This is a genomic window from Izhakiella australiensis, from assembly GCF_002006995.1.
In the GTDB taxonomy this organism is placed as follows: Bacteria; Pseudomonadota; Gammaproteobacteria; order Enterobacterales; family Enterobacteriaceae; genus Izhakiella; species Izhakiella australiensis.
Genome location: NZ_MRUL01000001.1, coordinates 707,880 through 722,810, shown reverse-complemented (window position 1 = coordinate 722,810; position 14,931 = coordinate 707,880). Strand labels below are relative to the sequence as shown.

Here is a 14,931-nt window from a genome sequence, read left to right as displayed (position 1 = left end):
CTGTAACGTCCTGCGCAGCTTATCAGGATATTTGCCCGGATATTTCTCCTGCAGATACTCAAGAACCGTTGCCGGCGAGATTTGCGGCCGGGATTCAAGTAAGGGAAGAATGTCGCTCAGCCAGACAGCAGGTCATTTCTTCGGTGTCGAGTAGCTTTGTGGACCTGACCGTCTTCGTTACACCAAAGACGGTCACCCGCTTCGCCGGGCAGAACATATCTTTGAAGAATTCGTGCAGTTCTTCGTCAGTGTGCTGCTCATCGGAGTACTGACTGGCGGCGGCGGCAACATCAGCATTCCACATCCACATGAGGGAATTCTGGGAAAGGGTACGCCTGTCGCGCCAGGGTCTGATTATCAGGCGGTAACAGTCACCGGCTTCCAGCATGCGCTGAATCTGCTGACCGGTGGAGGCGAAGTTGGATTTATGAAGTTTTATGCCATCCCTAAACATTATCTACCCTCCTGAACACATGCCCTTTGTGATACGCCTGATGGCCGTTAACGCACTTGTATACGCATGAGTTTCGGAAACCTTTGGACTCAATATCTTTTGTTCCGAACAACATGAAGGAATGACCAGCAATCAAACTGGTTGCCTCAATTGGACTTTTGAAGGATTGGCTTTCCGCACCATCTTTAGCGACATTTAGCCCCTCCCTAATGGCGTGAACATTGTTATGGCGCTGCGTGCACCATTCGAGATTAGAGGCGGCGTTGTTGCCTTTATCTCCGTCAATATGATTGACGGTATTGAAATTTTGCGGGTTACTAAGAAATGTCCCGGCTACAATTCTATGCGTTAAATAAAGTCTGACAACTCCATCACGGCTTAGACTGCATTGCTGATAACCACTTGCTTTTATTATTTTTTTTAATATTCTTTCAGGCCTGAAGTGATTATTAGAATCTGTGCGGGAAAGGCTTTTGAAATCACCACCTGATGACACCTGATAAAGGCCTTCATAGCCGATAATATCCAGCCATTCAATATCTTCAGGGATGCTCATGCGCCACCTCCGCAGAGGTTAAACGCTGAACGCAGGAAGTCGCAGGTGCCTTTCGACATCTGTGACGGGTAAAACGGACTAATCTGTAGGTGCGCCATGGTGTTCTCCGTGGCGCAGATGGTCGTCAGTTTCTCAGGCTGACGAAGTCATTATAGACCGGATGCCGGGGTAACGCTATACGCCTTCACCGCCCAGAGCCTCAAATATCTCCTCCGCCAGTTCCTCACCCTCCGCGTAATCGACGTGACAATGTGCAACAAACAGGTCCCAGTTATCTTCCAGAAACAGACGGACGGTCCGTGCCTGGAAATCATCAAGTTCAGACATTCTTATTCCCTCAGTCTTTGATATGGCGCAGCATAAAAACAGCGAAGGCAATGACTGCCACAAGGAAAATAACGCTGACGATTATATACAACATCGCTCACCTCCGCAGTTTTCGTTATACGGGCATCCTGCCGTTATTCAGCAGGCGGCTCTGCCACTGTCGCCGAGCCGGAAGAAATCCTGCAGCGTCATTCCGGCCAGACTCTCCCTGCGCATCACCAGCCAGCCGTCACGCTCCAGCCACCATTTCACTTTATCCAGTGTAGCCACAATGGCGCCCTCCGGCACTGACTCAGTGAAACGGATATTGCCGCTCTCGTCCAGGCGTATGACCAGCGTTCGCGGATCGCCGTGGATAACATCACTGCACACCGGGTGTTCAGGCTTCCGGCTGAAGTAGCAATCCTCCAGCTTTTCGAACACCTCCCACGCCTGATCGGTTTCGAGCATCTTGGCGTGCCGGGCGGCTCCGCGTTCTGTCCAGAGGATTAGAGAGCGGACTTTTGGCGACACTGGATTTTGTGAGTTACTTAAAGTAACCCGCAAATTTTTGAGTTCATCCCCTTCGACCTTAAAAAAGTGCTTACCTTCAACAAAGCGATCAGCATTGCGGGTGAAATTTACTTTGATGTTGTTTGTTTCTGTGCCGTACAACTGCGACAGCAGTTCAGTGGTGATGACCGGGATCTGGTTATGGGTGATTGGAGAAAGCGTTTCTGCTGAAATTTGATTTTGCATTGTGATAGCTCCAACGTAATTTGGATTATCACCACCGTCAGGTTCCAATCGTTGGGTGGTGAGACGTACAGGGTTGGAACTACCGGTCACAATGAAACCCGGCGAGCCTTTTGCTCCCCTGCACGCCCCACCATAATGCTGATGTGGCCGTGCTTAACGCGTAAAAAAACCGCTAACGCGGCTATGCGTCATTGTGATATCCGGGGTTCCAATCCCGACAGCCGATTTTGCGGCTGCATCGGAACTATAGCCCCGGATATCTGTTGTCGTCAATAGATGATAACTGTGCTATGTTTGGATAGTGTTCAATCCTATTCAATGAGGTTAATGATGCGTACTACTCAACAATTCAGCATAACTCTGACAAACGAAATGGCCGAAATGGTTCGCGCGCGCGTGGCATCCGGCGATTATGTTTCAGAAAGCGAGGTTATCCGCGAAGGCTTGCGCGCACTCGGTGACCGAGACAGAGCTATTGAGTCATGGCTCACCAATACTGCCGCCACTGCTCTGGATGCCATACGTAGCTCTCCTCAATCAGGCCGAACAATCGAGCAAGTTCGCTCGACCGTCCGGGAGCGTAAGCAATCCCGATGAGTTATCGCGTAGTATTTTCTCCGGAAGCAGAGCAACAAATGATCGCCCTGCATGAATACATCTCCGCCAACGGTAATCAGATTGTGGCCAACGGTTTCATCGCGGACCTGCTTGATTACCTGGAAGGATTCGTCATTTTTCCTGAGCGTGGTAATCGCCGCGATGACATACGACCCGGAATGCGTGTTACGAACTTTCGTCACCGTACTGTGATCGCTTTCGCCATTGATGGCGACAACATCCTCATCGCGGGCATTTACCACGGAGGCGCAGACTACGAAAGCATGTAAACCGCCTTTATTACGGGCAGTTTATCGCTAGCACCTCAGTACTTAAACCGGTCACAGACCAGCCATATCATCACCAGAAGCCCCGCCAGAAACACCAGGTTTGCGATTACTCCGGGCCAGTGCATATCAGCCCCCTTACCATCCAGGCAAGTGCGAAAGCCACGCCAACTATCATGAATGCTTCAGGCCAGTCCATACTCATTTTCCCTTCTGGTTAGTATTTGTCGGCTCATCAGGTTCCGGATCATCAATTTCTTCTTCTATTGCGATGATGTCAGACAGTCGAAACCCCAGCCCATCAGCTATGCGTTGCAGGTTTGATAACCGGGGATTACCACTCATTGCCGGGTAAAGCGTCCTGCGGTTTACACCCATTTTTTCGGCCAGCGTTGACAATGAATATCCGCGATCCAGTGCCAGTGTTTTTATGGCTGCATACAGCGATGTCACCCGTTACCTGTTCGAAAGAGAAAGCGTGACAGTATCATCGTTGTCGCTCAACTTTGCTCTGACCGCTACAGCCGCATGAGGAGAGTGTCATGTCAAAACCAGTCATCATTGAAAATACCGTGGTTCGCCAGGATGCTTTTGGGCGTTACTGCCTGAATGATTTACATCGGGCAGCAGTTGCTCAGGGTAAAGCCACTGAAGCTCAGCGGCCATCAAAGTTTTTACGCGGTGAGGGAATTGATGCGTTTGTTCAATCTTTGAGCGAAGCCCAAAAAAGGGCTTCGGTTAACACCATCAGGGGCGGCCTGGAATCCGGCACATGGGCAGATGAACTCGTCGCCATCAGATATGCCGCATGGATTGAACCCGCGTTCGAGGTCCAGGTGTACGAACAGTTCCGGGATACCATCAAAAACGCCAACGGGATGCTTACCGAACAGGTGCAGGCAGGTCTTGCCATGCTGGCCTTCTACAAGCAGGAAATGCGGATCGCACCATCAACCATGCCCGGCGCAATGAAAAAGCTGCAAAGCTCTCTCGGAATGCCTGATATTTTACCTGCTTATGCCGCAGACACACCGGACGGATGCATGACCGGCAGCAGCGAAGTAACTCACTCTCTTACTGAATTGCTTTCACTGCACGGAAAACCCTACAGTGCGATTTCAGCTTTCAGGCGCCTGCAACTTCTCGGGATAACAGAGCGGAAGTCCCGCCCCAGCAGTAAAGCGCCAGACAAAGAGAAATTATTCTGGTCATTGACGGAAAAAGGATTGCAGTTCGGCAAGAACCTTACCGCCCCTGATAATCCGCGTCAAACCCAGCCGCATTTCTATGACTTACATTTCCCCCGTCTCCTGGCGTTAATGCTTAATGGGGCAGCATCATGATCAACGCCGTGCTTGCAACAGTGATTAACGGACGCTATAGTTTTCCTGCACCTTATAAAGCGGGTGCCGGGATTGGAACCCCGCCGATGACTATCGCGCACGACCGCGCCAGCGGTTTTTTTACGTGCAAAGCACAGCCTCAACTGCGTTCAATGGTGGGGCGTGCAGGGCAGCTGAAAAGCTGGCCGGTTTCGGTAGTCGCCGGTAGTTCCAACCCTGTACGTCTCGCCACCCATGAGATTGGAACCTCCGGTGGTGAGTTTTTAAAACTGACTATCGAGGCTGCCACTATGGCTACTACCCTTACCCCAAATGTACCTGCTGTTACTGCCGCTCCTGCTGTTTTCGAGCATAACGGTAAAATTCTTACCACATCCCTTGCCGTCGCTGAATACTTCCACAAAACGCACGATAATGTGCTGAAGAAGATCCGCGCCGTTATTGCTGATTGCGAACCTGAATGGTGCCTCGTCAATTTTAACGAAGCATCCCGCGAAGTAATCCAGCCCAACGGTGGTACTGCCACTTACAAATGCTTCGAACTCACCCGCGACGCTTTCGTGCTCATCGTCATGGGCTTCACCGGCAAACGCGCCCTTCAGTGGAAAATCGACTACATCAGCGCCTTTAACCGCATGGAGTCCACCCTTCACGGTGCACCTGAACTCACTGACTCTGGCGACCGGGTTGCCAGCCGTACCCTTATCGCTTTTGACCGCAGCGGCAACGTCCTGTTCACCGAAAGCGTATCCCGCGATGCCATCGTCGGCGACTTCGACAAATTCCGCTGGTTCGCCGGAAAACTCGGCTATCTGGTCGTTAAAGAAGACCAGCTGCTTGAGGCGCTGCGTTCCGGCTACGTACAGGAGAATACAAAATGAATCCGACAGCTGAAGCATCCGTATCCGCTACAGAACTGTCACCGTACAGCCGACGCCTGCACCACCTCCGTTCGCGTCCGGCACATCAGCTGAAAGAGACTGGCGATCAGTGGCGCACACCGGACAACCTCTGGTGGGGGATTAATGCCAGGTTCGGGCCGTTTGTACTGGATCTGTTTGCTGACCATCACAACGCCAGGTGTGAAGCCTGTTACACCGCTGAAGATAACGCCCTGGCGCAGGACTGGTCCGCTCGCCTGGCAGAACTCGGCGGCGCGGCTTATGCCAACCCGCCCTACAGCCGGGCACAGCAGCATAACGGGCAGTATCGGTATGACCCACATCATGCAGCACACTGTGGCGATGCGTGAACGTGGCGGTCGTTACGTTTTCCTCATCAAAGCCGCAACCAGCGAAACCTGGTGGCCTGACGGAGCCGACCATATTGCCTTTATCCGTGGGCGGATCAGCTTCGCGCTGCCGGCGTGGTACAGACCCGCAGCGGGAGAGCCGGAAGAATCCTCATCAGGGTTTGGTATGGCGATCGCGGTTTTCGATAAAGGGTGGCGCGGGCCGCCCGTGAGCTACATGGAAAGGGATGAGCTGGAAGCTACGGGGCGGATGTTTACGACACAAATCCAGCGTGCTGCTGAAAAACTGGCATCAGGGGGTAATTATGGAAATGAATAACGAAAGTAACATTATTTCTGACAGTGACATAACGATGATTACCGGTTATGAAATGCCGCGCAAACAGTGTGAGGCACTGGAGAAAGCCGGCGTGTGGTTCATCGTCCGGCGGGATGGTCGCCCCTGCACCACATGGACGCATTTTAACTATCCACTCAGACACCGCGCAGTGCCTCCTGCTGCCAGTGAACCGGACTGGGGAGCAATGGAATAATGGCGCGGCCACGTAAAAACCCGGCAGACAGAGACCTGCCACCGCGCGTATCCCGCGGACGTTCAGCATTCGAGTTTAAACCTGCGGGCGGCGGTACCATCAGGCTCTGTCCGTTCGACACACCGGTTTCTGAAATATGGGCAGCCTACGAGCGGTTGCTGAAGGATAATAAGGCACAGCAGGATTTTACTGCTCTGGTATCACGCTTCTTTTTATCGTCAGACTTCAATGGTCTGAGCAAAGCCACGCGTAACGACTACAGGAAATACTCTGTGAGGGTCCTCAGGCCATTTGGCCGAATGAATCCCGTCGATATTAAACCACAGCATATACGTAAATATATGGATATGCGGGGAGTTAAAAGCATTGTTCAGGCCAACCGTGAAAAAGCATTTATGTCTCGGGTTTTCCGCTGGGGCTATGAGCGTGGAATGGTAAAGGCGAACCCCTGTCAGGGGGTACGTCAGTACACTGAAACACCGCGTGATCGCTACGTAACAGACAGAGAATATCAAGCGCTTTATGACAACGCCGATCAGTTAGTGCGCGTGGCAATGGAAATTTCCTATCTCTGCTGCGCCCGTCAGGGGGATGTACTGGCGTTACGCCGCGATCAGATGATGGATGAGGGGATTTATATCAGGCAGGGAAAAACCGGCGTAAAGCAGATCAAAGTCTGGTCCCCCCGTCTTCGGGCGGCTGTAGCGTTGGCTCTGGTTTTACCTGCCAATAAAGGCGTTGTCAGCACGTTCCTGCTACACCAGCCGGGCGGTGATCGTTATACCTCAAGCGGATTCAGTAAGCGATGGCGAGCGGCGAAAGAAAGGGCAAAAAAAGCGAACCCTGAACTTGATTTAAATTTCACTTATCACGATCTGAAAGCAAAAGGTATATCGGACCTGGAAGGAACATTACAGGAGAAACAGGCTATATCCGGGCACAAAAATATCGGGCAGACAGCACGTTACGATCGCAAGATAAAGATGGTTCCGGCGGTTGACGGACAGAATAAAAAAACGAAATAACTATATAACCCTTTCAGAATATTCACTTTTATTTCATGTTAAGTGGCTGATTTACAAACCATCCCCAAAGACCATTCAATTATGAAAATAACCTGTAACCATTTGATATATATGGTTCGAGTGGGAGATTGAAAATCCCCGTGTCCGTGGTTCGATTACTCGCCTCATCCCTGAGGCTCGCCCTTCCAGGGCCGGTGCTGAAGCACCGTGCAAATAGGGGCCGTATAGGCACTTACAATCGCCGAAGCCTCAAACCGAAGGCGTAACAATAACCTCGTAGGTACCGCTATAAACCCCAAGAGGATAAGTTTCGCTGCGGGCAGCAGAGGTAAAACGAACCTTTATGCCGCTGTTGGGTGGCACTTCCGACAGGCTCGGGTAAACCGGGAGGTTATTAAATGGATAGCTCGTCGATACATCCCCACCGCCGGGTTTTACCCATGCGGTATTGAGCAGCATTTCATCGCCGTTCTCCGATACCAGACTCCGGTTAGCCGGTGAGGTCAGCGACAGCGACACCGCGCTGGCGTTACCGATAAACTGAAAGTCTGGCGTTATTCCGGTCATATAGCCGCTTTTATCCTCCAGCTTGAGTGAGATCATGCCGTTAGTGACGTCCTTACCGTCGACGTAGATGCGCACGCTGGTACTGACCTCCGCCTGCACATCAATCGAGGTTCTTACGCTTACGGCCCCTGACGCACTCAGCGATGCCAGCATCAGCAGCACGGGGAAAAATACCTTTTTCATTTCTTTCTCCTAAACCTAGCTATCGGGCGTGATGACGGCGGTAACGGTGTCCTGAAGGCTGACTCCCGCCGCCAATCCCCGCGTCTGCTTCCCTGAAAGTTTAAACTGGATATCCACCACGTCAGCCGTGCCAACGCCCGCAGGTACTGTGCCCCGCCGTGCGCTATCCGGCAGCACCTCTCGTCCTCCCGCCAGGATTTGATAAGGCACCATGCGCTCAGTGGCGGAAGCTCGCATGCGGTACTGATTATTGAGCTGCTGGGTCGATTCAAAGCTGAGCGTATAGCCTATCGCCTCATTGCTCGCCTGGGCGTTTTTACTGACCCGCAGTTGAACATCGGCGGCGGCATCGTTCATCTCCCCCACGGATCCCAGATAGAGAGAGGGACGAGAAAAGGTCGCGGCCAATACCTCTATCGGCTGCTGCACAACGCTCAGATCAAGATAAAGCGGATACTGCTGACCCCTCCCGCCTTCTGCTACGGCGCTGACGCTACCCGCAGGGAGCAGAGCCTGTTTTTGGCTCCCAATCCCTGCAACCACGGGGTGAGAAAACTGGCTAACGGCCACTTTCAAAGGAACTTCACGATCTTTGCCCGGCGCATCAAAGGTCACCGGCATACCGCAAAGCACTTTGCTGTTATCCAGTAGGTTAGTAAAAGAGAAACGCAGGTTATCCAGCACAATATCGCCGCTCTCACACCGGCTCATCCCCGACGGGGAAACGGTGACCGTCATTCTGCCGCTGGCTGGCTGCTGGAAACCCAGTACATCCTCGCTGCCGCTGCCGGTCGGCCCCTGCGCCATAAAACGGATACTGCTGTCAGGCTGTGGCTGGATCATCAGCGTACCGCTAGCTTGTGCCACCAGCGGCAGCAACGCGATCAAAAGTGTCGTTCTCCGCATCGGTTATTCCTTACGCTGGCACTGCTCGTAAACCTGAAGCTTGCCGTCCATTTCAAAAGCCAGCCGCTTATTCACCGTCAGGATCCGGCTATTTTCCGGGTAGACGTTAAAACGCTGAAGGAAAGGACGCCCGTCCACCACCAGGTTGCTCAGTTCACTGCGTACGTTGCCGGTTGCCGTGAGCGTCCACTGGTTGTTATGGCAGCTCAGGCTGATACCCTGGGTATGTGTCCCTGACGGCAGGTAACGCAGCAGCACATCATAGCCAACGGCAAAGCGTACCTTACCTTTGTCCAGCTCCTGCTCCGGGTAGCTTGGCCGCACGCGCAGGCGATAAACCTGCTCACGCTCCACCGGCCGCAGCGGCATAATCCTGACTTTTTTTTCTTGCCCATAGGGGATAATCAGTTTTGTTGGCGAGAACACTAGCGTAGGGTTTTCTGCTCCCAGCTCTTTAACCCTTTTTTCTTTTTCATCCCCCGGATTAGGAACGTGGTACAACTCCAGCGTAACGAATTCATAAACCTGCGAGTGCGATTTATTTTCATCAACAGAATCCTCCGCCCGATACATCGATTTAACGGTTATATAATTATCTCTCGGCGTATCTTCGTGAATTTCCTTAACCACCGGAAAAACTTCTATGGCGAATACCGAATACGAAGAAAATAATCCCACTGTACAGAGCGTCAGCGCTCTCCATTTACTGAGCTTCACAATTAACCTCACGAATTTGCATAATTCCCTGGGTGAGTTTGACGTTCTCTTCCAACAGCGGACAAACGTACTCTTTCCCCTCTTTCTTTACCTTAAGCTCCGCTAAACGCTCATCGACCTTAAGCGGAAAATCGCCAACAAATAGCCCCTCTTCATCGGATATCGTATTCCCGCCCACCACTCTGGCATTGGCCAACGGCTCACCCTCAAAATAGAGACGCCCCGTCACCGTCAGATTTTTGGTCGCGGTCAGCTTGACCTTATAAACCTGCCCCGGCATCGCCCAGCCTGGCGTAGACTGACTGGTAAGCGTATAAAAAGCATCCGTCTTGCCGGTGAAGAGCTGCTCGACTTTAGGATCCACTTTCTGATAAGGCGTGACCGTCAGCGTGGTTTTTTGCCCCCCTTTCACCACCACCGGCGCCATACTCTGATTGCGTGCTTCGAAATATTGATCTTTTGGCAGGTCTGTCGCATCGACAATAATCGCAGCCGTGTTATCGAGCTTGCCCCACGCGATCTCACCCTGCCCAATGGCAAAACCGCTGCGTTGGGAGAGATATTGCTGCCGATAACCCGCTCCATTAAGTGACTGCGTCATACCGGCCGTGGTATAACCTGCCGCGTTATCCATCACCACTCCGGCGCTACCGTTACGCGCATTATTCGGCCCCTGATTAATGCTGGCATTCACTAAATATTTTCCACCGCGATCGAACTCAGGGTTATCCACATTCAGCGAGTAATCCACGCTATAGCTATTATTATCACTACTGCCATTATTAAAGCGTGAGCGTAAATATAAAGACTGATAATGGTTGTAGCTGCGTTCCCTTATCCCCAGAGAAAATTGGGCATATAAACGATCCTCGCTAATGCTCTGGCTATTAAAAATATTGCTATAGGTATTTAGTCCCCGGTGATAGCCTAAATCCACACGTAAATTAAGATTGTCCCTCAGGGTAAAATCGCGGTTTAACGTCACGTCCCAGCTTTCTGTTTCACTCTTATTTTTCCGCCCATAGTTTTGGTACAGGGTATTAATGCCGTAGTTAACACCGAAACCAATATTCCAGGGTAAAAAGGTCGTCGCGCTAAACTGTAATGTGGAAAAATCATAGGCAGGAACAATCCTGTACTGGCGGAAATCCTTCTCATCGCCCCGGTAGTGATTATCGCGATAGCTGGCGTTCAGCCCGAGGAATTCATAGCTTTTGCTGGCCCCAATCTGGTAACCCACGCTGTTATCATTTCCCACCAGGCCATCGGTATACAGACGCTCTATCAACCGGCTATTAATGGGAATATCCAGACTGGCGTTGGTATACAGGGTATTGTTATCCATCATCATACCGCCGCTCAGCGAGATCGCCGAATCGGTGGTATAGCCGATACCAACATCGGCAAAGTGGTTCGCGCCGGAGTCGCGGTCACACTGTCGACAGGTTTTTGAGACCATATAGCCCTGACGCCTGTCGTAGCGTCCCAGCTGGACGATGTACTCAATATCCCCCGCGCGGAATTGACCGCTGCGCTTAAAAAAGGGCACGCGCTTTTCTTCCCGGCTACCGTCGACCAGCTTAGACACCAGAAGAACATCGTAGCCGCCATTCGGCCAGCTTTGGGTGTCGATGTACTGCAGGCCCGCGGAAAACTGCTGGATATCAATCATGCGACCATTACGGTAAACCTCAACCGTACCCGACTGCGGCAGATAGAGCGAAACCGGCGAGGCAGCCCCGGAGCCCAGGTTCAGATAGTTATCCGTCATATAACCCAGCGACACGCCATCAAAGCTGACCGGATTAAAAAAACTGTAGGAGGCCGAAGGCATGCTGCTGTTAAAGTTGTCGCTAAGCCGCTGGCGGCCAGCCTTATAACGCTTTGCATTGCTTTCAATGAACAGCGCCAGTTCATCGAGGTTAAAATCAATCTCTTTCGCGTAACTCCATCCTCCCTTGAGATAGCTGTTACCCGTTAGGTTCAGCGTCTCGTTGGAAGAGAGACTCAGGCTGTCCCCCCAGGAGTCAGAGAGAAAGTTGATATTGTGGCTGTGTACAAATCCAGACTGGTTACGCTGGGTAATAAAAAGACGCTCGTTCTCCTTTTCCGATGCATCAAACATTGATTCGGGAAAGATCAACCGCAGCGTGCTGTCGGACTCAATCACATTCACTACAATCTGATCGTCGGCAAAACCTTGTTCGTCGCTACGGCGTAACGGCGCAGAGAGTTTTTTCAGCAGTTTTTCCCGCGACCAAAGCAACGTTGGCATGTCCGGCGACGTCAGCTGTTCAACGATCAATTCAGGTGAAATGAATTGAACAGTCTGCCAGTCGTACTCCACGGCAACGGAACCCAAAGAACGATCGTTATAGACCACGTTAAAAATACCGTGCTGCCTGGCTTCAAAAATATCTTCAAATCCCGCAGGCACAGGAATACTGGCTGCAAACAGCGGCGCCCCGGCGGCAAGCAATGCGGTCGCTGACGCCAGCAGCCTGATATTATATTTATATTCCATAAGTCCAATCCCTGACGTCAAATTACCGGCGTAACGATCAGCGTGAATACATTGGCGTAATCACCTTTGGTATAATTCCCTGCGGTGAGCTTAGAAGAAAATTTTATTTTCAGACCATTCACCGATGTTCCCTGAGAGATATTATCAAGAACCGGGATCCGCAATGTCTGGCCCGCGCTGGTTACCGAGCCGCCAAAAATAAAATTACCGTCAAGTAACATCTTCGTATTACCGCCATAGATCTGGGGAAGAATAAATTCACTCTCATCAAAAATAATATCCGCCTGGTCGACGTTACCCACGAGATAGAAATTTGAAGACGTTCTTTCCAGCTTCTGTGAAAGCCCATTTACAGGAAGCGTAAAATCAATACCTTCCTCGGGAACAGGCAGTCCTCTATAATAAAGTGAAATCCTTGCCACTGATTCAGCAGAAATATCAACTGACAGCTGAGAATTGGAAATACTTTGGCTAAACGGACTCCACAATAGCAGCAGGAATCCCGCCCCAGACAAAAAGTTTTTAGTTATCATAAGCGATACAGGGTAGCCCTGAAGCTACCCCCTTATCAGAGATTATGGTTTCGCAACCACGTTCGCGTAAACAACGCCGGTATAGTTACCCTGGCCCAGTTCAGTGTAATTTTTGTCAGAGACAAATTTAAACATCACCGGCAGTTCACCATGGGTACCGTTCGCCTGCAGAGAATAGTCTGAGCTGTCGCCGGATTTAGCAAACTCTTGCGAGCCCGCGCTGGTAATCGAGTTGATTTTATACGTCATCGCATTAAGCGTACCGCCCTGCGTGCTGTAGAGAGTGAAGGCATCACCAGTTGCAGACTGGCTGTCATCCATCGTCAACGCGACATCCAGCTTAGTCACATCGTTATTCCAGAGTTTTAATGCGGCGGTTTGTGCTTCCATACGCCCCGAAGCGGCGGGTACCAGCTCAACGTCAAGATCGGTCACCGGCTTACCGCTCGCATCGGTGATCATCGCGCTATCCGGCACGTTAGCGCTAACGTTAAAACGGGTATCGTAGCTTTGCGGAGTCGCAGCCAGAGCGGAAGCAGACATGGTCAATCCAGTCAGAGCTGACAATACAATTTTGGTTTTCATAAAATATAAATCCTTGAATACAGAAAATAACATAAATACCGCACAGGTGATATTTATGCGTCCTTTTTATAATGCCGGGACATCCCGTGCATTACGTTATTCAGACTATAAAAACGGGGATAAAAACACCTGATTCAGCCTCTTATTTTCTCTTATAAAATTTTACTCAGTGAAGGAATATTCAACGCTAAACATTTTAAAGAGTAAAAAATAAATCAGTCTTTAAGAATATTATGACCCACTTCCTCAAACACCGCGCGGCGGAGGTCATCTTCCAGCTCTTTAATATTCTTTGGCAGGTAAAAGTTTTTTTCTCCGACGCACTGTTTCCAGTCTACCGTCGGGTGGTAATCAATACCAATAAATGAAATTTTCCCTACCGAATCGTCGGTAGAGATCACCTGACGAATTTTATCGCACATGCCCGCGTTGATAAGACGGGGAGTCAGGGAAATCCGGTTGGGATCGTCCGTGCCGTCCGAGACAATCACCATAACTTTACGTGAAGCGGTCCCGTCAGCCAGATAAGGTACCCCCAGCAGTACACCGCTACTGACCAGGGTACCGCCCATCGCCGTCATTCCCTGAATCTGCTGTATCTGCGACATCGATGATGTTAGCGGTACTTTCCACGAAGAAGATGCGCTCAGGCAGGTACTGCCATCCACGTTACTCAGCGGGATACGGATATCATTCACTCTTCGCGGGATGGCCGCGACGGTAGCCGGAACGTTGACATAGCTTTCCAGCGTTAAAAAGTCACTAACTCTCAGATAGTTATAGGGATAATTACCGTTAGTCACGAACGGAAAGTCGCAATAGCCCCCTTCCCGCCCTCCCCATCCAAAAGGCACAAACCCTATTTTGTTATTAATGCCATAGGAAAAAAGCTCTTTAGAAAGCTGCAAAACAATCCTTTTAAGCTCGGCAAGCTTGGTACTACCATCGAAATAATCGTTCATTGAGGAAGAAAAATCGGTCACAAAGATAACGTCAATATTTGAGCGATATTTCCGTGCCGCCCCGTTGTCACCCACGGTGACCTGCTTATCAAAGCTCGGAAAAAACGAGGAGGCAAGCCAGGAGTCTTGCAGCGTTTGCCCGCTCACGCGGTACTCAACATAGCTCAGGTTACGGTTGTTTGACGACGTACCGTGGTTGACGATCACCGTCGGCTTAAACACCCCGATATCGTGGCGCATATAGGCGCGAAAATAGTCCTGCGCCAGCGAGTAATTGCGGGCTGCGCCCGTGCCGTTATCTTCGGCGGTAAGCGCCAATGCGGCCTGTTCCATGGCATCAGAGAGCCGGGCGCGTTCGGTAATATAACGCGAGCCTTCGAGGCCAAACGCGGCCATACCAAGCAAAAAGCCGGACAACATGACAAAACTTATCGCATAGACCCCGCTTTCGTCGGCCAAAAAACGCCGAAGGGGTTTTAACATCCTTGCGTACACAGACATAGTTGCTCCTTATTTTCGAGGCGAAGCCGAAGCGTTTCCCGCTGCCCGTTGAGGCAAATAAGAAAAGGCAGCGCCGGGGGGCGATACCGCGAAATCATTTCGCCGCCCCGATCGCGGGTATAGTGAATCCAGCCGGAGAAATCCGGCGCCACGCCGTTAATATCAAAAACCTCCACCGCCAGAAGCGAGCGCAAGGTTGGGCTGTCAAACAGCATCTCATTAATACTTGTGGCTAAACGGGCCTGCCCCGCATCCGCCGAGTCGATAAATACCCTTGCCGTTGGTTGCGCCTGCAGCACCCAGGGCAGGAATAACATCGCCAAAAACCCGCTCCTCATGGT

19 protein-coding genes and 1 pseudogene are annotated in these 14,931 nt (G+C 51.2%); 7 read left to right on the top strand and 13 right to left on the bottom strand.

Annotated elements, in window-relative coordinates:
• Positions 1-94 precede the first annotated feature (94 nt).
• From BTJ39_RS24760 to BTJ39_RS03305, 4 genes are all read right to left on the bottom strand, one after another.
• A complete protein-coding gene (locus tag BTJ39_RS24760; RefSeq protein ID WP_078001224.1) occupies positions 95-454 on the bottom strand; it encodes a NinB/YbcN family protein in 360 nt (119 codons plus the stop codon).
• Positions 447-1,010, bottom strand: coding sequence for an NUMOD4 domain-containing protein (locus BTJ39_RS03310; protein WP_078001223.1), 564 nt, complete (start codon positions 1,008-1,010; stop codon positions 447-449). Before BTJ39_RS03310 ends, BTJ39_RS24760 begins: the two co-directional genes overlap by 8 nt.
• 174 nt (positions 1,011-1,184) lie before the next feature.
• Entirely contained in the window at positions 1,185-1,337 is a 153-nt protein-coding gene (locus BTJ39_RS24755; RefSeq protein ID WP_176110185.1) for a hypothetical protein, read from the bottom strand.
• A 138-nt stretch (positions 1,338-1,475) separates the two neighbouring features.
• Entirely contained in the window at positions 1,476-2,075 is a 600-nt protein-coding gene (locus BTJ39_RS03305; RefSeq protein WP_078001222.1) for an ORF6N domain-containing protein, read from the bottom strand.
• 330 nt (positions 2,076-2,405) lie between these two features.
• Between BTJ39_RS03305 and BTJ39_RS03300 the strand changes: the two genes are divergently transcribed.
• Positions 2,406-2,672 (top strand): type II toxin-antitoxin system ParD family antitoxin, encoded by a 267-nt coding sequence (locus BTJ39_RS03300; RefSeq protein ID WP_078001257.1) that lies wholly within the window; start codon positions 2,406-2,408, stop codon positions 2,670-2,672.
• Positions 2,669-2,962 (top strand): type II toxin-antitoxin system RelE/ParE family toxin, encoded by a 294-nt coding sequence (locus BTJ39_RS03295; protein ID WP_078001221.1) that lies wholly within the window; start codon positions 2,669-2,671, stop codon positions 2,960-2,962. The genes BTJ39_RS03300 and BTJ39_RS03295 overlap by 4 nt, the downstream gene beginning before the upstream one ends.
• Before the next feature lie 198 nt (positions 2,963-3,160).
• Here the strand turns inward: BTJ39_RS03295 and BTJ39_RS03290 are convergent, their stop codons facing one another.
• Positions 3,161-3,412, bottom strand: a complete 252-nt coding sequence (locus BTJ39_RS03290) for a helix-turn-helix domain-containing protein (RefSeq protein WP_078001220.1) — start codon at positions 3,410-3,412, stop codon at positions 3,161-3,163.
• Between the two features lie 89 nt (positions 3,413-3,501).
• On the opposite strand from BTJ39_RS03290, the gene BTJ39_RS03285 reads away from it, so the two are divergent.
• The 5 genes and pseudogenes from BTJ39_RS03285 (at position 3,502) to BTJ39_RS03265 (ending at position 7,112) form a co-directional block, all read left to right on the top strand.
• A complete protein-coding gene (locus BTJ39_RS03285; protein ID WP_078001219.1) occupies positions 3,502-4,302 on the top strand; it encodes a KilA-N domain-containing protein in 801 nt (266 codons plus the stop codon).
• Positions 4,299-5,183: a Rha family phage regulatory protein gene (locus BTJ39_RS03280; RefSeq protein ID WP_078001218.1), complete on the top strand. Its 885-nt coding sequence runs from the start codon at positions 4,299-4,301 to the stop codon at positions 5,181-5,183. The genes BTJ39_RS03285 and BTJ39_RS03280 overlap by 4 nt, the downstream gene beginning before the upstream one ends.
• Positions 5,180-5,873 (top strand): annotated as a pseudogene (locus BTJ39_RS03275) (phage N-6-adenine-methyltransferase). The gene BTJ39_RS03280 and the pseudogene BTJ39_RS03275 overlap by 4 nt, the downstream one beginning before the upstream one ends.
• Positions 5,860-6,087 (top strand): DUF4224 domain-containing protein, encoded by a 228-nt coding sequence (locus BTJ39_RS03270; RefSeq protein ID WP_241825858.1) that lies wholly within the window; start codon positions 5,860-5,862, stop codon positions 6,085-6,087. The pseudogene BTJ39_RS03275 and the gene BTJ39_RS03270 overlap by 14 nt, the downstream one beginning before the upstream one ends.
• The gene (locus BTJ39_RS03265; RefSeq protein ID WP_078001217.1) at positions 6,087-7,112 is read left to right on the top strand and encodes a tyrosine-type recombinase/integrase; all 1,026 of its coding nucleotides are present in this window, start codon (positions 6,087-6,089) and stop codon (positions 7,110-7,112) included. Before BTJ39_RS03270 ends, BTJ39_RS03265 begins: the two co-directional genes overlap by 1 nt.
• A gap of 249 nt (positions 7,113-7,361) precedes the next feature.
• Here BTJ39_RS03265 and BTJ39_RS03260 read toward each other — a convergent pair whose 3' ends face one another.
• The 8 genes from BTJ39_RS03260 to BTJ39_RS03225 all read right to left on the bottom strand — a co-directional run bounded on the left by BTJ39_RS03260 (position 7,362) and on the right by BTJ39_RS03225 (position 14,907).
• Positions 7,362-7,862, bottom strand: coding sequence for a hypothetical protein (locus BTJ39_RS03260; protein WP_078001216.1), 501 nt, complete (start codon positions 7,860-7,862; stop codon positions 7,362-7,364).
• Between the two features lie 15 nt (positions 7,863-7,877).
• Complete coding sequence (locus tag BTJ39_RS03255; RefSeq protein WP_139356301.1) at positions 7,878-8,768, bottom strand: hypothetical protein; 891 nt, start codon at positions 8,766-8,768, stop codon at positions 7,878-7,880.
• 3 nt (positions 8,769-8,771) lie between these two features.
• Complete coding sequence (locus BTJ39_RS03250) at positions 8,772-9,485, bottom strand: hypothetical protein (RefSeq protein WP_078001214.1); 714 nt, start codon at positions 9,483-9,485, stop codon at positions 8,772-8,774.
• Positions 9,472-12,009, bottom strand: a complete 2,538-nt coding sequence (locus BTJ39_RS03245) for a TcfC E-set like domain-containing protein (protein ID WP_078001213.1) — start codon at positions 12,007-12,009, stop codon at positions 9,472-9,474. Before BTJ39_RS03245 ends, BTJ39_RS03250 begins: the two co-directional genes overlap by 14 nt.
• 17 nt (positions 12,010-12,026) lie before the next feature.
• Positions 12,027-12,542, bottom strand: a complete 516-nt coding sequence (locus tag BTJ39_RS03240; RefSeq protein ID WP_078001212.1) for a hypothetical protein — start codon at positions 12,540-12,542, stop codon at positions 12,027-12,029.
• A gap of 42 nt (positions 12,543-12,584) precedes the next feature.
• Entirely contained in the window at positions 12,585-13,127 is a 543-nt protein-coding gene (locus BTJ39_RS03235) for a hypothetical protein (RefSeq protein WP_078001211.1), read from the bottom strand.
• 215 nt (positions 13,128-13,342) lie between these two features.
• A complete protein-coding gene (locus tag BTJ39_RS03230) occupies positions 13,343-14,590 on the bottom strand; it encodes a TadE/TadG family type IV pilus assembly protein (protein WP_078001210.1) in 1,248 nt (415 codons plus the stop codon).
• A complete protein-coding gene (locus tag BTJ39_RS03225) occupies positions 14,566-14,907 on the bottom strand; it encodes a hypothetical protein (RefSeq protein WP_241825863.1) in 342 nt (113 codons plus the stop codon). The genes BTJ39_RS03230 and BTJ39_RS03225 overlap by 25 nt, the downstream gene beginning before the upstream one ends.
• Between the last annotated feature and the right edge of the window lie 24 nt (positions 14,908-14,931).

What these genes read in the sequence shown, in the direction of transcription:
- BTJ39_RS03240 (WP_078001212.1), bottom strand. Translation starts at nt 12,542, where the DNA reads ATGATAACTAAAAACTTTTTGTCTGGGGCGGGATTCCTGCTGCTATTG.
- BTJ39_RS03270 (WP_241825858.1), top strand. Translation starts at nt 5,860, where the DNA reads ATGGAAATGAATAACGAAAGTAACATTATTTCTGACAGTGACATAACG.
- BTJ39_RS03310 (WP_078001223.1), bottom strand. Translation starts at nt 1,010, where the DNA reads ATGAGCATCCCTGAAGATATTGAATGGCTGGATATTATCGGCTATGAA.
- BTJ39_RS03255 (WP_139356301.1), bottom strand. Translation starts at nt 8,768, where the DNA reads ATGCGGAGAACGACACTTTTGATCGCGTTGCTGCCGCTGGTGGCACAA.
- BTJ39_RS03225 (WP_241825863.1), bottom strand. Translation starts at nt 14,907, where the DNA reads ATGTTATTCCTGCCCTGGGTGCTGCAGGCGCAACCAACGGCAAGGGTA.
- BTJ39_RS03265 (WP_078001217.1), top strand. Translation starts at nt 6,087, where the DNA reads ATGGCGCGGCCACGTAAAAACCCGGCAGACAGAGACCTGCCACCGCGC.
- BTJ39_RS03305 (WP_078001222.1), bottom strand. Translation starts at nt 2,075, where the DNA reads ATGCAAAATCAAATTTCAGCAGAAACGCTTTCTCCAATCACCCATAAC.
- BTJ39_RS03260 (WP_078001216.1), bottom strand. Translation starts at nt 7,862, where the DNA reads ATGAAAAAGGTATTTTTCCCCGTGCTGCTGATGCTGGCATCGCTGAGT.
- BTJ39_RS03230 (WP_078001210.1), bottom strand. Translation starts at nt 14,590, where the DNA reads ATGTCTGTGTACGCAAGGATGTTAAAACCCCTTCGGCGTTTTTTGGCC.
- BTJ39_RS03235 (WP_078001211.1), bottom strand. Translation starts at nt 13,127, where the DNA reads ATGAAAACCAAAATTGTATTGTCAGCTCTGACTGGATTGACCATGTCT.
- BTJ39_RS24755 (WP_176110185.1), bottom strand. Translation starts at nt 1,337, where the DNA reads ATGTCTGAACTTGATGATTTCCAGGCACGGACCGTCCGTCTGTTTCTG.
- BTJ39_RS03280 (WP_078001218.1), top strand. Translation starts at nt 4,299, where the DNA reads ATGATCAACGCCGTGCTTGCAACAGTGATTAACGGACGCTATAGTTTT.
- BTJ39_RS24760 (WP_078001224.1), bottom strand. Translation starts at nt 454, where the DNA reads ATGTTTAGGGATGGCATAAAACTTCATAAATCCAACTTCGCCTCCACC.
- BTJ39_RS03285 (WP_078001219.1), top strand. Translation starts at nt 3,502, where the DNA reads ATGTCAAAACCAGTCATCATTGAAAATACCGTGGTTCGCCAGGATGCT.
- BTJ39_RS03295 (WP_078001221.1), top strand. Translation starts at nt 2,669, where the DNA reads ATGAGTTATCGCGTAGTATTTTCTCCGGAAGCAGAGCAACAAATGATC.
- BTJ39_RS03245 (WP_078001213.1), bottom strand. Translation starts at nt 12,009, where the DNA reads ATGGAATATAAATATAATATCAGGCTGCTGGCGTCAGCGACCGCATTG.
- BTJ39_RS03300 (WP_078001257.1), top strand. Translation starts at nt 2,406, where the DNA reads ATGCGTACTACTCAACAATTCAGCATAACTCTGACAAACGAAATGGCC.